This is a genomic window from Deltaproteobacteria bacterium (genome assembly GCA_019308905.1).
In the GTDB taxonomy this organism is placed as follows: domain Bacteria; phylum Desulfobacterota; class BSN033; order WVXP01; family WVXP01; genus JAFDHF01.
The window spans coordinates 1-13,822 of record JAFDHF010000027.1 but is presented as its reverse complement, the minus strand read 5'-3'; the positions used below and the strand labels follow the sequence as shown (position 1 = coordinate 13,822).

The 13,822-nt window shown below is 56.8% G+C and carries 16 protein-coding genes; 7 read left to right on the top strand and 9 right to left on the bottom strand.

The features are described 5' to 3' along the window. Window positions 1-12 precede the first annotated feature (12 nt). Window positions 13-1,173 (bottom strand): sigma-70 family RNA polymerase sigma factor, encoded by a 1,161-nt coding sequence (locus JRJ26_10385; protein MBW2057889.1) that lies wholly within the window; start codon window positions 1,171-1,173, stop codon window positions 13-15. A 792-nt stretch (window positions 1,174-1,965) separates the two neighbouring features. On the opposite strand from JRJ26_10385, the gene JRJ26_10380 reads away from it, so the two are divergent. Continuing rightward, the gene (locus tag JRJ26_10380) at window positions 1,966-3,174 is read left to right on the top strand and encodes a hypothetical protein (GenBank protein ID MBW2057888.1); all 1,209 of its coding nucleotides are present in this window, start codon (window positions 1,966-1,968) and stop codon (window positions 3,172-3,174) included. After that, window positions 3,171-4,517, top strand: a complete 1,347-nt coding sequence (locus tag JRJ26_10375; protein ID MBW2057887.1) for a cation:proton antiporter — start codon at window positions 3,171-3,173, stop codon at window positions 4,515-4,517. Before JRJ26_10380 ends, JRJ26_10375 begins: the two co-directional genes overlap by 4 nt. Before the next feature lie 79 nt (window positions 4,518-4,596). Here JRJ26_10375 and JRJ26_10370 read toward each other — a convergent pair whose 3' ends face one another. Both JRJ26_10370 and JRJ26_10365 read right to left on the bottom strand, forming a co-directional pair. Then, window positions 4,597-4,959, bottom strand: coding sequence for a hypothetical protein (locus JRJ26_10370; protein ID MBW2057886.1), 363 nt, complete (start codon window positions 4,957-4,959; stop codon window positions 4,597-4,599). Next, window positions 4,956-5,426, bottom strand: coding sequence for a PTS sugar transporter subunit IIA (locus tag JRJ26_10365; GenBank protein MBW2057885.1), 471 nt, complete (start codon window positions 5,424-5,426; stop codon window positions 4,956-4,958). Before JRJ26_10365 ends, JRJ26_10370 begins: the two co-directional genes overlap by 4 nt. Window positions 5,427-5,721: 295 nt before the next feature. Between JRJ26_10365 and JRJ26_10360 the strand changes: the two genes are divergently transcribed. From JRJ26_10360 to serS, 3 genes are all read left to right on the top strand, one after another. Then, a complete protein-coding gene (locus JRJ26_10360; protein MBW2057884.1) occupies window positions 5,722-6,129 on the top strand; it encodes a DMT family transporter in 408 nt (135 codons plus the stop codon). A gap of 56 nt (window positions 6,130-6,185) precedes the next feature. Beyond that, window positions 6,186-6,668: a DMT family transporter gene (locus tag JRJ26_10355; protein ID MBW2057883.1), complete on the top strand. Its 483-nt coding sequence runs from the start codon at window positions 6,186-6,188 to the stop codon at window positions 6,666-6,668. Between the two features lie 128 nt (window positions 6,669-6,796). Beyond that, window positions 6,797-8,074 (top strand): serine--tRNA ligase, encoded by a 1,278-nt coding sequence (gene serS, locus JRJ26_10350; protein ID MBW2057882.1) that lies wholly within the window; start codon window positions 6,797-6,799, stop codon window positions 8,072-8,074. 43 nt (window positions 8,075-8,117) lie between these two features. Here the strand turns inward: serS and JRJ26_10345 are convergent, their stop codons facing one another. Genes JRJ26_10345 through JRJ26_10330 form a run of 4 tightly spaced genes read right to left on the bottom strand, consistent with a single transcriptional unit; the run spans window position 8,118 to window position 11,757 of the window. Further along, window positions 8,118-8,390, bottom strand: coding sequence for a hypothetical protein (locus JRJ26_10345; protein MBW2057881.1), 273 nt, complete (start codon window positions 8,388-8,390; stop codon window positions 8,118-8,120). A 41-nt stretch (window positions 8,391-8,431) separates the two neighbouring features. After that, the gene (locus JRJ26_10340; GenBank protein MBW2057880.1) at window positions 8,432-8,899 is read right to left on the bottom strand and encodes a Zn-ribbon domain-containing OB-fold protein; all 468 of its coding nucleotides are present in this window, start codon (window positions 8,897-8,899) and stop codon (window positions 8,432-8,434) included. Next, window positions 8,900-10,057 (bottom strand): thiolase domain-containing protein, encoded by a 1,158-nt coding sequence (locus JRJ26_10335; protein MBW2057879.1) that lies wholly within the window; start codon window positions 10,055-10,057, stop codon window positions 8,900-8,902. Beyond that, complete coding sequence (locus tag JRJ26_10330; GenBank protein ID MBW2057878.1) at window positions 10,054-11,757, bottom strand: long-chain fatty acid--CoA ligase; 1,704 nt, start codon at window positions 11,755-11,757, stop codon at window positions 10,054-10,056. Before JRJ26_10330 ends, JRJ26_10335 begins: the two co-directional genes overlap by 4 nt. A gap of 312 nt (window positions 11,758-12,069) precedes the next feature. On the opposite strand from JRJ26_10330, the gene JRJ26_10325 reads away from it, so the two are divergent. Both JRJ26_10325 and JRJ26_10320 read left to right on the top strand, forming a co-directional pair. Further along, window positions 12,070-12,555, top strand: coding sequence for a YbaK/EbsC family protein (locus JRJ26_10325; protein ID MBW2057877.1), 486 nt, complete (start codon window positions 12,070-12,072; stop codon window positions 12,553-12,555). Window positions 12,556-12,696: 141 nt separating this feature from the next. Beyond that, window positions 12,697-13,182, top strand: a complete 486-nt coding sequence (locus JRJ26_10320) for a GNAT family N-acetyltransferase (GenBank protein ID MBW2057876.1) — start codon at window positions 12,697-12,699, stop codon at window positions 13,180-13,182. Between the two features lie 29 nt (window positions 13,183-13,211). On the opposite strand, the gene JRJ26_10315 is transcribed toward JRJ26_10320, so the two are convergent. Both JRJ26_10315 and JRJ26_10310 read right to left on the bottom strand, forming a co-directional pair. After that, a complete protein-coding gene (locus JRJ26_10315) occupies window positions 13,212-13,496 on the bottom strand; it encodes a hypothetical protein (GenBank protein ID MBW2057875.1) in 285 nt (94 codons plus the stop codon). Between the two features lie 77 nt (window positions 13,497-13,573). Next, window positions 13,574-13,762: a CBS domain-containing protein gene (locus JRJ26_10310; protein MBW2057874.1), complete on the bottom strand. Its 189-nt coding sequence runs from the start codon at window positions 13,760-13,762 to the stop codon at window positions 13,574-13,576. Window positions 13,763-13,822: the final 60 nt, after the last annotated feature.

The window sequence follows — 13,822 nt, the reverse complement described above, 5'->3', positions numbered from 1 at the left end:
GCTGCTGTGCCCTCACAGGAGTTTCTGGAGATCCTCTCCAACTCCCTCGCTTTTCAGCTTTCGGAGCGCCCTCTTTTCGATCTGCCTCACCCTCTCACGGGAGAGGCCCAGCTCGTTTCCGATCTCCTCCAGGGTGGAAACCACTTCGTGATTAATCCCGAACCGCCTCCTGAGTACAGCCTCTTCCCGGGGGGAGAGGTTTCTCAGGGCCTCTCTGAGTTTCTCTGAAACCTCCCTCTTGGTCACAGCTTCCGGCGGAGAGAGGGTCTTTCGATCCGGAACCAGATCGATCAGTCGTGCCTCACCGTCCCTTGCAGGAATCTCAAGGGATAGCGGCTCCTCGACGAGATTCTGGAGGACCTCCCACTGCCCCTGGGAGAGCCTGCTCTTCTCCATGATCTGCTCGGGGGAGAGGCCTTCAGATTCCCCGGGCTCTTCGCTGAGGGCTTGCAAGACGTTGCGGTAACGATTCAGGGCCCCGAACATGTGCACGGGCATCCGGATGGTCCTTCCCTTCATCTCGATGGCCCTGTGGATAGCCTGACGGATCCACCAGGTCGCATAGGTACTGAAACGGAGCTCTCTTGTTGGATCAAACCTGGTGACGGCCTTCATCAGGCCCATGTTGCCCTCTTGAATCAGGTCGGCAAGGGGGAGTCCCCTGTTGAGGAAGTGCTTGGAGATGCTGACCACCAGCCTGAGGTTGGACTGTACCATGCGGCCGAAAGCTTCTCCGAGTCTGGCCTCCAACAGGTGGATTTGATCCAGGAGTTCTGTCATGCGATACTCCCGCGCCTTGTCGGGATCGATCTCCCTCAGCCGGAGCAGAATCCGATTGATCAAATCAGCCTTGGCATTCAAAACCCTGCCTTTCCCTTTTCCTCCGGAGCGCATCGTTCTCTTGAGATGTTCGATTTCTCGCACTTTGATAGGAATTTCCATGAAAAGACGAAGCAAATCCTCCTGGATCTCCTGGATTTCCCTTGCGAGTCTGGCCTCGTCCTCCCGACTGAGCAAGGGATATCGGGCCATGTCCCGGAGATACAGGAAGAGGGGGTTCTCCTCCTCGCCGAGTTCGAGCTCGTCTTCGTGAGCAAGGGGCTCCTCCTCGTCAGGAGAACGTGCCCAACCCTCTTCTTCCCATTCGGGATCTATTTCTGGATTGGTGAACATTGGCTCTCCTCCAGTTAATCGTGTTCGGACTTTGGGAACAGGTGTTCCGGGACGGCATTTCCACCAGGACCCGTTGAAAACCGGGAAACAGACCCCATCGCCGGCTTCAGGAGTACGGCAGGATCGATGCTTGCTTTGTGGAATGCAACGAGAAAGGACGGGTCAGACTGATCAGAACCGGAAGAGCCTGTTGAACCTACCAGGAGAGACCGGTATTTCCTCTTGCATAAAGGCGACCTCTGGATGGATGCGACCCGCCCTGTAAGGTTCTGTTCTCAACGGGATCTGTTAGGTCTTATCCGGAGAAAGACCACGAGACAAACGTCTTCCCTTCCCCCCTTGGTCCCATGTCACAGGACACACCTCTACTAATATTATTAACACATCTTCAAGTTATTTCAAGCCAAATCGGGAATATCAGGATGACTGCCTAAACATATTATACTATTTCTCCAAAAGTCAAAACATATCCCTTTTTCTCTCGACCCCGCCCTCAGCCCCTTGGCCGAGTCCCGCCACAAGAAAAAAGCGAGAGACCGGAGTCTTCCCCCCTGGAATGGGCCGCTCCTCAAGGTCTTTGAAGCGAAGGGAAGAGGGGGTGCTCATGTCGAGAAGAGAAACAACCGTGGAGCTAAAGACCGGCAGGGATCTTCGGTCAAAAGATGAGGAAACTCCGGTCAAGATTTGTCTTGACCGGCGGCTCTTCTTTCCCTTTAATGTATCCTAAACCGAATCAGAAGCCATCCATGCCGGTTCCCTGAAAGAAACCGGCCTTCTGGAAGGACGGTCTTTGTGGGCGTCAAGATCATCATCGGTCTCCTCGTCATCCTCGGCATCTCCATGATCGGTGCGCGAAAGTCCTTTGTCCGGATGCGCCTCCCCTTTCTCACTCAATACCTGTTTCTCACCGGTACGGAGTTTATTTTGATCGGCCTGTTCCTGGGCAGTAACTTCCTCAATATCCTCGACGAGAAAACCCTGTCGAGCCTCGGTCCCTTTCTCAGCTTGGTGCTCGGATGGATCGGGTTTCTTTTCGGCGTGCAAGTGGAGTTTCGAAAACTCCGGATGTTTCCTCCCTCATACTGGATGGGCACGGTTATTCAGTCGATGGTGACAATGGCCCTGGTTTTTTCGGTTTTCTATTGGCTATTCTGGCGCATGGTGCCGGGAGAGCCCGCCTTTGTCCTTGCTGCGTGTGTGGTGCTTTCCGCCGCTGCAGGGGTTACGGCTCAATCGGTGCCGGCCTTGGTTGCCGAGGAGATGAGGGCGCCGAGGGTAGGAATCGTGAGACTGGTACGGTACATCTCCAGTCTGGACGGCCTGGTCGGCCTGGGGATCTTCGGCTTGCTCTTCTGCTACATCCCGCCCGTCCCTTCAGGGGAGACGGGATTGTTTATCCTGCTGCGCGGGCTTGCGGTCAGTGTAGGTCTGGGATTGATAGTCGGGTTTCTGTTCAACTCCTTCATGTTTCACAAGGCCTCCAATGAGGAACTCCTGCTCATCGTAATCGGCATGGTGACCTTCAGCGGGGGGATCGCCGCTTACCTCCATCTTGCCCCGCTCTTTGTCTGCATGGTCATGGGAATCCTGGTGGTGAACCTGTCTCCTGCCAGGGAAAGGGTGATGGAAACCCTCGTGGGTGCCGAGAAGCCGGTATACCTCATTCTCCTGGTCCTGGCCGGGGCGACGTGGCGGGTGGGGGGGGCAGAGGTCTTCCTCTTGGCCGGTGTCTACTGGTCTGCCCGGCTTGTGGGGAAAATGCTCGGAGGGTATCTCGCAATTCGCAATCTCGCCGCCTTTCCTTGTCCCAGGACGGTTGGCGTGACACTGGTCTCCCAGGGGGGAGTTGCCGTCGCAATGGTTCTCGGTTTCCAACGGGCCTATCCTTCGGATGTGACAGACACGGTGGTTGCCATCGTCCTTCTGGCTGTCATGGTGAACGAGTTGATCAGCCCATATCTGGCGAGAAGGGTGTTCGACCGTTACTGCGAGGAGACATGACGAGGGTCCTGACTTTCGTTGCCATTGTGGCTCTCATGGGAGTGGTCCGTTTCCTCGGGACCGACGGTCTTGTTGCCGCCCAATCGCAGGTGACAGTAGCCTTTGGATTCCTCCTTCTGGCGGCCTACCTTATAGGCGAAATCTTTTCTACAGTCTCCCTGCCCAAGATCAGCGGCTACATCTTCACCGGCCTCCTCTTCGGTCCCCACATCCTGGATTTTGTCGAGATAGAGATGGTCCAGCGGCTCAAGGTGGTTGACGATCTTGCCCTGACTTTCATAGCACTTGCAGCGGGTGGGGAGCTGAGAGTCAAGGATCTGAGGAGCAGGTACAGAAGTATCCTCTACACTATCTTCTTTCTTACCACTGTGGTATGGTCCGGTGTAACCCTATTCGTGCTTTCCACACACGGCCTGGTTCCCTTTACCCGCGAGATGGGTTTCCCGGTTTTGTTTTCCGTGGCCCTTCTGTTCGGAGTCATCTCGGTGGCGAGGTCGCCATCGTCCGCCATTGCAATAATCAAAGAATGCCGGGCAAGGGGCCCGTTCACCGAGGGGGTTCTCGGCGTCACCGTGGCCATGGACGTCGTGATTATCCTGCTTTTTGCCGCGACCGTTTCGGTCGCCGGCGTCCTGTCGCAATCGGATGGATCCTTCCATGCAGGATTGCTTCTGGTTCTATCGGCGGAGATACTCCTCTCCCTTTCCCTCGGTTATCTTGTCGGTCTGTTCATGGCCTTCTATATCAAGCGTATCCGGGTCTATCTGGCGGTTTTCGTCCTTGGCGTCACATTCTCCATCGCCAGGTTTTCATACTACCTCGGAGCCTTCATGGGGGAGTCCTTCCACGTCGCTTTCCATCTCGAGCCGCTCTTGATCTGTATGGCTGCAGGCTTCATCATTCAAAACCGCTCCTCCGAGGGTGAGAGGTTGATGAATGCCATCGACCGGTCTTCCCTTCCAGTCTATGTGATCTTTTTTGCTCTCACCGGTGCGGCCCTGGATCTGGACGCCCTGAGACAGACCTGGCATGTGGCCATATCCCTCGCAGGTGTTAGACTCGTGATGATCTGGTTGGGCGCCTTTCTCGGGGGGCGGCTGAGCGGTGATCCTCCGACCTTCTACCGGAACAGCTGGCTTGCCTTTGTCACCCAGGCAGGGGTCTCCCTTGGACTGGCGGCCATCGTGGCCAGGCGGTTCCCGCAATGGGGCGTCTCCTTTGCCACCATCGTCGTCGCAGTGATTGCCGTCAACCAGTTGATAGGTCCGGTGGCTTTCAAGTTGGCTCTGGCAAGAGTGGGAGAAACACGGGCAGGCCGGCGGCGGCCGCTGCCTTCTATCTAGTTGCCACCGGAAGACGGCCCTTCCGCTCGGTAAGACGGGCGCCCTAGAAACCTCGTTGTCTTCGTTCCACGGGGGTTTTTCAGTGGCGACTACTCCGGGGGAGCCCGAGGCGGGAAAAGTAGGTAAGAGGTGCGGCAAAGAGGATGCCGATAGTCTGTTGATGAGACTGGAGGCAGGTCTCCTCGACAAAGGCGATGGCCTCCCTCAGGATTTCTTCGTCCTCTATGACCGAGAATACCGTTTTGTTGTGGCCCCGGCCGCCGGTTGTCATCGATCTGAATCCCGCAAAGATCGGGATGTCCTGACTGATCACCTGGAGCATGCCCATGGTGTCGACCACGGTCGCCCCGGACACCCCGATGTCGAGAAGCCCTGTCAGAATCTCGTCGAGGAGTTCTTCCTTATTGAGGACAAAGACCAGCAGATGGATCGATCTTTTCAATGGTGGGCCACCTGTCCTTCGCTTTCCTGGATGATAGAGAGAACCTCGCCGGGGTCACGGGCGGACCGGAGTCTCTCTACGAGGGGCGTGTGAATTGTCATTCGAGAGATTCCTGCCAGGGCCTTGAGATTGAGATCGGTTCTCCGGTCATTGGCAACGATCATGAAGATGACTTTCACCGGTTCTTGGTCAAGGGATTGGAAATCGACTTCTTTGCTGAGGAGGGCCACGGCAATGGCCATATCCTCGATCTCCTCCGAAAAGGCATGGGGCACGGCGAGGCCTTTTCCAATGCCTGTGGTCATCACTTTCTCTCTTGTCATGAGACGGCTCAACAGCTCTCCATCCTTTTCGACCAGCCCGGCCTGTTTGAAAGCCCGTGTCACACGGCGGAGTGCATCTGCCTTGTCTTTGGCTCTGAGCCCGGTGATTATGAGCTCCCTCTTGATATATTGGAAGAGCTTCATGAGTCGGGTCCAAACTACCGGGAGAAATCCCCGGGGCACGTTCTTCAGTCGGGTTCCATCAGGCCAAACCTTAGCAAATTGCCTTCCCTTTGACAAGACCGGGGCCCCGGAATATGAAGGTGCATCTGGATAGTGTCTCGGGGTTCTGTTATAAAATGGGGGGACAGAAGGGGGAGGATGTCTTGGTTTCTCAAGTCTCCTATATCATTTCTTACCCGTGGATGCATTGCCCGGGGAAGTACCGCCTAACGAGGCGATCCGGAGTCGGGGATCATGGCTGCTCGTGGGGTGGTGGATGAAGAATCTCGGCTATGCTCTCATCACCGTCGTCGCCTGGGGCCTGTGGGCGTTCCTTCCCAAGATAGCTACGGAGTATATATCTCCTTCGAGCATAATGGTGTATGAGGTGATCGCGGGACTGGCCGTGGGGCTCGTCCTGATGTACAGGCTCGGGGGGCGCCTTCCCATCAAGGGGAGGGGGCCTGCCTGGGCTTTTGTAAACGGCATCATCGGATACGTGGGGATTCTTCTGTATCTGCTTGCGATTTCCAAGCAGGATGCGATTGTGGTCGCTCCTCTGTCGGCCACATATCCGATCACCACCTTGATACTCGGGAGTGTTCTGTTGAGAGAAAAATTCAGGAAACTGAACTACGCCGGAGTCTTCCTGGCTCTGGTGGCGATCTATTTGATCCTCACATAGGATCTTCGGCGGGACGTCTCTGGCCCGTTGAGTCCCTTGCAAGCCGCGGGCACACGATGAACAACGATTGGATGATTTACATATTCCTGGTGATCCTCTGCTGGGGGACCTGGACCTTCTTGCCGAAGGTCATCATAAGGACGATATCGGCCGAATCGGCTCTGGTCTTGGGGATAATAGGCACCGCCTTCTGTGGAATGATCGTGTTGTTTTTCATCAGCATGGAATTCCACCCTCTCGGTAGCCTGTGTGCCCTCTCTGCGGGTTTCTGCAACTACCTGGGGGCGTACTACTATTTCAGGTCCGTGAGGGCCAACCCGGTGGGCCTGGTTTCGTCGATATCGAGTCTCTATCCGGTCGTGGCGGTGGTCCTGAGCGTCTTGCTCCTCGGCGAGAGGGCCTCACCGAGAAGGGTGGTTGGAATAGCTCTGGCCATCGCCGCGATCTACCTGATGAATCTGCCGAGAATCGAGGGGGAGGATTGCGAGGCGAGATCGAGAAGCGGAGTAGATGGATCCACGGGGAAGAAGGGGGGATAGGCCCTTTGATTGCCGGCCCCATGCCGGCCCTGCCTGCATGTGGTATACTAGCTCCCGTGGCAGGGTTTGACCGGGGAAGGGGCCACTAGAGCGTGTCCCAGATATGCGTAGAAGACGGAAGGAGAGCCATGCTCGACATAAGGTACATCAGGCAGAACCCGGAAGCTGTCAAGACCAATTGCCGGAACCGGAATATTGAGGCAGACGTGGACCGGGTGCTCCATCTTGACAGCCAGCGGCGGGACCTCCAGTTCAGGACGGACAACCTCAGGAGGAGGCTGAAGGAAGTCTCGGAGATGATCCCAAGGCAGGAGGATCCGGACAGGCGTAAGGATCTGGTGGGAGAGGCGAAGGCGACAAAGCAGCAGATCGCCGAGAACGAGAAGCAGCTCCGAGAGATTTCTGCGGCGTACTACGAGGAACTCTCGATGATCCCGAACATGACCCATCCCGAGGCACCGGTGGGGACTTCGGAAAAGGAGAATCGAGAGATTAAGCGGGTAGGGAGGCCGCGGGAGTTTGACTTCGTACCGAAGAGCCATGTCGAGCTGGGGGAACAATTGGGACTCGTCGATTTCGAGGGAGGCACCCGTGTAGCTGGACAGAAGTTTTACTACCTCAAGAACGAGGCGGTCTTGCTGGAGTATGCCCTGATCCGGTATGCCATCGACATGCTCGCCAGGGAAGGGTTTACCCTATATGTCACTCCGGATCTGGCCCGGAGCGAGATCGTCGACGGAATCGGGTTCAATCCCAGGGGCGAGGAGACACAGGTCTACTCGATTGCCGATTCCGATCTCTGTCTTATCGGGACAGCGGAGATCACCCTGGGAGGGCTCTACGCCAATCAGGTCATCCCTGCCGACGAGCTGCCCATGAAACTCCTCGGGATCTCCCACTGTTTCCGGACAGAGGCCGGTGCACCGGGGCGTGCGGCCAAGGGACTCTATCGGGTTCACCAGTTCACAAAGGTTGAAATGTTCGCCTTCACAGAGCCGGACCAGTCAGAGGCTATGCATGAGTCTTTCCTGGGCTACGAGGAGGGTATCTTTGCCGGCCTCGGGTTGCCCTATCGGGTGGTAGACATCTGTACGGGCGACCTGGGAGGCCCTGCTTACAGGAAGTACGACCTGGAGGTCTGGATGCCTGGACGGGGCGATCAGGGGGAGTGGGGTGAAGTGACGAGCACTTCGAACTGCACCGACTACCAGGCCCGCCGGCTGAAGATCCGGTACAGATCGAGGAAGACGGGGAAGAACGAATTCGTTCACATGCTGAACGGGACGGCGGTCGCCGTGAGCCGGGCCCTTATGGCAATCATGGAGAACTATCAAGAGGCCGACGGCTCCATTGTCGTCCCTGAGGCGCTCAGAAGATACACGGGATTCGATGTGATAAGGCGATGAGCTTCGTCCTGCCTGCGTGAGGCCCGCAAGACAGGTGCTGATCTTACTGCGATCTCCTGACCTGTTCCAGGATCCCCCTTATCTGGGGCAGGAGGTAGACTCCCTCTGTATTGAAACACGCGAGAGCTCTGGCAAGGACCCTCATCTTGTCTTCGGCGGTTTCGGACCGGTCGAGCAAGATCCTGTACCTTCCCTTGACCTTGCAGATGCCGCTCCTCACGGGGAAGTCCTCCCCTGCGAGGCTTTCATGGATGACCTCTATGCCGAGTTTCTCGGCCAGTTCTTCGAGGTGGTCGACGATCCTTCTTGTCTCCATCTCACCGCTCTCTACCAGGGGAATCGAGGACTTCTCCCCTGCTAGGCCCTCTGGTTGCCGGGTTCGGGGACAGTGTCGACGGGTTCGAGGAGAATCGTCACCTTCCCGTCCGGCAGGGTGTGGGGGACCCCCTTCAAGGGCATGCCTATCCGAAGGTTTTCGGGCTCCACATGGGGGATCCAGCCCATGATCCTGAGTCCGCCTTCGATCTCAAGGAGACCCACAGGGCAGGGTTGGAGGGTGATCGACGAAAAGGGCATCATCGTCTTTGAGGCGAAATGTTCCGGGGGAACATGGATCATGGTGAAAGTGGCCAGTCTGCCCCGGGTGTCTAGAGGGATCCATTCCATGTCGCTTGCCATGCACCTGAAACAGTCAGCCCTGGGAGGGAAGAACTCCGTCCCGCAGCTCTTGCATCTTGTGGCCGTGATCCTGCCCGAGGCCAGGTCCCGGGCGAACCGCTCGACCTTGGTCTGATCTATATGTAAGGAAAAATCCCTGAACCCCATTCAGTCCCCCCTGAAGATGTGGACCGCAGCGACCTGCCCACTCCCGCCTACGTTGTGTGTCAACCCGATCTCCGCGTTTCTCGCCTGATGTTTTTCAGCCTCCCCGCGGAGCTGTTTGGTGATCTCCACTGCCATGGAAACGCCTGTAGCACCGATGGGATGTCCCTTGGATTTGAGCCCTCCGTCGAGGTTTACAGGGATTCTGCCTTCGGCATAGGTTTCACCCTCTTCGATCAGCTTCCACCCCTCGCCTTTGGAACAGAACCCGAGATCCTCATAGGCCACGATTTCCGCAATGGTAAAGCAGTCGTGGACCGTGGCTACATCGATGTCGGAAGGACCGAGTCCGCTCATCTCATAGGCCTGCTGGGCCGCGACCTCTGCCGCCCTGAGGGAGGTGAGGCTTTTTCTCTCCCCGATGGCCATGGTGTCGGTGGCAAGCCCCAGGCCTGCGATCCAGACCGGCTTTGAGCTTATCTCCCTGGCCCTCTGTTCGGAGGCGAGGAGGACCGAGGCAGAACCGTCTGTGATCAGACTGCAATCGTAGAGCTTCAAGGGATAGGCCACGGTGAAGGATGAGAGGGCCTTCTCCAGGGCTACCTCCTTTTGCATGTGGGCCATGGGATTGAGGCTGCCGTAATAGTGGTTCTTGACTGCCACCATGGCCAGGTGTCTCTCCGTGGTTCCGAATTCGGCCATATGGGCCTGGGCGAGCATGGCATAGTAGCCTGGGAAAGTCATGCCAAAGGGGTATTCCCACATGGCGTCTCCGCCCCGCCCCATGATATCCGTGGCAACGCTGGTCGGCACCTCTGTCATCTTCTCGACACCAACCACCAGCACCGTGTGGGCGAGACCAGAGGCCACGGTCATCCAGCCCGTCCGCAGTGCCATGCTGCCGCTCGCGCAGGCCCCCTCAACCCTGAAGTTCGGTTTCGGGTGGAAGCCGATATAGTCATGTACCTGAGCAGAGGGCTGGAGGGAGAAGGCGAATTCGTCTCCTGCCACGCTTGTCACCATGGCATCCACATCCTCCAGGGTGACCCCCGCGTCCTGGAGGCAGGCCTTCACGGATTCGAAGGCCAGCTCACGGAGCGAGGCATCTGATCGGACTCCGAAGCGGCTATGGCCGATACCGACAACTGCAACCCGTCTCATGATCCACCCCTGCTCTCGGATCCTCCGCTCTCCTGTTTGCGCATCTCCTCCTCTCTCAGAGCCTTTCTCAGTACCTTACCGATCATGGTCTTGGGGAGTTCCTTTCGAAACTCGACTGCCGTGGGAACCTTGAACTTGGCCAAGTTCTCGCGGCAGAATGAGAGGATCTCCTCTTCTGTAATCTGTTCACCTTCTTTGGGCACCACGTAGGCCTTCACCGTCTCACCCCTGTATGGGTCGGGGATTCCCACGGCCACGGCATCCTTGACCTTGGGATGTTTGAAGAGGACCTCGTCGATATCTCTTGGATAGACGTTGAAGCCACCCGTGATAATCATGTCCTTTTTCCGGTCCACGATATAGAAATACCCGTCTTCGTCCATTTTTCCGATGTCACCCGTGTAGAGCCACCCCTCCCTGATGCATCCGGCTGTCTCTTCGGGATTATTCCAGTATCCCTTCATAACCTGGGGACCCCTTATGCGGAGTTCTCCCAATTCACCCGGAGGCAGGGGGCCTTCTCCTGTTTCGAGATCGGCGATCTCGCATTCCGTGTCAGGGAAGGGGAGTCCGATACTTCCCACCTTGCGGCTGCCGAACAGGGGGTTGGCATGGGTGACCGGAGATGCCTCTGTGAGGCCGTATCCTTCGACGAGTTTGCCGCCCGTGATCTGCTCAAAAGTCTTGCAGATCTCGACGGGCAGAGGGGCCGCCCCGCTGATGCAGAATTTGATGGAGGTGAGATCGTAGCGGCGCACTTCCGGGAAATTGATGATTGCCTGGTATATGGCAGGCACACCCGGGAAGACGGTAGGCCGGATCCTCTCTATGTCTTTGAGGAAACCGTCGAGCTTGTCCCGCTCGAAACGGGGGAGGACGAACATGGTGGCACCGAAGTAGACGGGAAGGTTCAGGGCGGTCGTCATTCCGTAGGAATGAAAAAAGGGGAGGACCGACAGAAAGATCTCTTTCCCCTTTTCCGCCTTGGCGAACCAGAGGCTGCACTGGATCGCGTTGCTGACCAGGTTTCTGTGAGTCAACATACAACCCTTGGAAATACCGGTGGTTCCACCGGTATAAAGAAGCAGGGCCACGTCGTCCGGGTGAGGAGACACAGGGGGAGGAGCAGGCGGGTGGTTGTCGAGCAGTTCCTTGAACCTGAAGACCCCGTCGCCCTTTTCAAACTTGGAAGGCTTTGCGGCCAGGGGATAGAGGACGTTCTTCGGAAAAGGCAGGAACTCCTTGAAGCTCGTATTTATGATTCTTTTGAGCGGCGTTTGAGATCTGATCTTACCGACTTTGCCGGGCAGGTCGAGGACGTCGGGAACGATGATGGTTTCGGCTCCCGAGTCGGCGAGCTGGAACTGTATCTCCTTTGGGCTGTTTAGGGGATTTATCTGGACAAAAACCGCCCCTGTTTTTATGACACCGTAGTAAGAGATGACGAACTGCGGGCAATTCGGCAGGATGCAAGCCACCCTGTCTCCCTTCCTGACCCCGACCGCCTTTACTGCTGTGGCGAAACGATTCACGAGCTCGCCCAGGCGCCGGTATGTAATTTTTTTTCCGAGAAAGATGATGGCCACATGGTCGGGGTAGTTGCGGACAGATTCGTCCAGGAGCTGATAGATCGGTCCCTCAGGATACGTAAGAGATCTGGGAACACCCTCTTCATAATGTTCGTACCAGGGGTTTTCCATGGTTTCCTCCTTGCTGGGACTGGTGGGTCTTGGCAGAAGGCAGGCTGCTACACACAGTCTATTCATCCCTCGAGGAATGTCAAGCCGAATCACGGGGAGGGGTTTCCCCGCTCCGGAGACAGGACTTTGTCGGTTCGACGATCTCGGTCGGAAGCGCGCGGATTCACCGTTGGCGGGAGATTCGGCCGGGGACCCGGTAAAGGCCGGCGGGGCGTAATGGACACAAGCATGCAGAATTGCTATACTGGGTTGCTGGTCATTGCTGGTTGTTCGGGCATTCTATGAGGGAGAGGTGTTTTGCTGGGGGATACCATGTCCGGGAAGTTGAGTCGAAAGGCCCAGAAGGTTCAGGATGAACTGAGGCGGCTCGGGTTTTCTCATCGAGTGGTGGAATCTCAAAGGACGACGAGAAGCGCTGCCGACGCTGCACAGGCCGTGGGTTGCACCATAGGTCAGATCGCAAAGTCCCTTGTCTTCAGGTCGAAATCCACGGATAGACCGATTCTGGTAATTGCGAGCGGTCCGAACCGGGTGAGCGAGGAGAAAATCGCCTCATACTGCTCCGAACCTGTAGAGATGGCGAGTGCTGATTTTGTCCGGGAGAGAACGGGTTTTGCCATCGGTGGTGTCCCTCCGGTCGGTCATGCGGAGCCTATGGAAACTTATATCGACGAGGATCTGCTGAGACACGATGAGATTTGGGCCGCGGCCGGCAGTCCGAACGCTATCTTCCGGCTCCCCCCTGGAGATCTCATAAGAATGACCGGGGGCCGTGTGGTGCGGGTCAAGGGACCGTAAGGTGGAACAGGGCAGATCTTTCGGGCCGGAACCTTTCCTCCGGAGGGACAGGTTTCTGGAGAGGTTTCCCCGGGCATGAAGTGGGAGACCGTGGAAGAGGGAAGAGAGGCTTTTCTCGAAACCGAGAAGGATGGGTAGCTATTGGAGGCCCGCCCATTCAGGACAAAGCTGGGCAAGGAGGTCACGATATGCCCCTTCTTTCAAGGGGCACTCGAGGGGTTGGTCGCTTTCTACGATCAGTTGGAGCCTAAAGAAGCCTACCAGGGGCTTCCTCCCCGTTTGGAAGAAACGCGAAGGCAGTGGGTTGAGAGACTCCTGCGGGAGGGGGATATCACTTTCCTGGCTCTGTATGAGACCAGGGTGATAGGGCATACATCGGCGATTCCCATTCCATCCACTCTCATGGCCGAGCTGCTCGTCTTCGTTCATCAGGATTTCCGGAACCAGGGGATCGGGACGGAACTCATCCACCTGGTGGCAGAGGCTGCCTCTACCAGGGGGCTGGAGTGCCTCTGGCTGACGGTATCGACCTCGAATTCCATCGCGGTCCACGTATACCGGAAATGCGGGTTCTGTTTCATAGGTCCGATGGATTCTGAGCGGGAGATGATCCTCCGCCTCTGTTGATTCGAAGGTGAAGGGGAACTGCGGATCGTTCACCTCTTGTCCTCCGGTTGCTCGAGGATTCTGCTTACAGCCTCATAGCGCCGTCGGGCCTTTCTCTGCAGGTAGTAAGTGGTGGCAAAACGCTTTACGAAGTAGAACTCCTCTTTAGCCTTCCGGTACTCTCCTCTCTTTTCCGCCCTCCTGCCCCTGGCCCAAGCATCCAAGACGACCTCGTTGTTCCGCACCCTCTCCAAATAGGTCGAGCAGGGTGCACAGCCAGGGAGCCAGGAAAGGAGGACGACCAGAAGAACAAAAGTGCCGAATCTCTCTTTCATCGATCTCTCTCCGGCCCTCCTTCAGCGACTCGCTGATCTCCATCATCTTGGTGTGAGAGGCGATGCCAGGTGAATTCTCAGACAAAGGCCTCTGAAAGGGTCTTGAAGACGTCGAGGGTGGCCCTCATCACGTCTCTCTCTGTTATGATACCCTTGATCTTCCCCTGCTCGGTCACGAGGAGCCTTCTGATGTTTTTGTCGGCCATTAGGTCAGCAGCCTCACCGATGGCCGCATCGCCATCGATGGTGATGAGAGGGCTGGTCATGACATCTCCCGCCTTCATGATGGTACAACGGGTGTCTGGGCAGCATTTCTTCAAGATGTC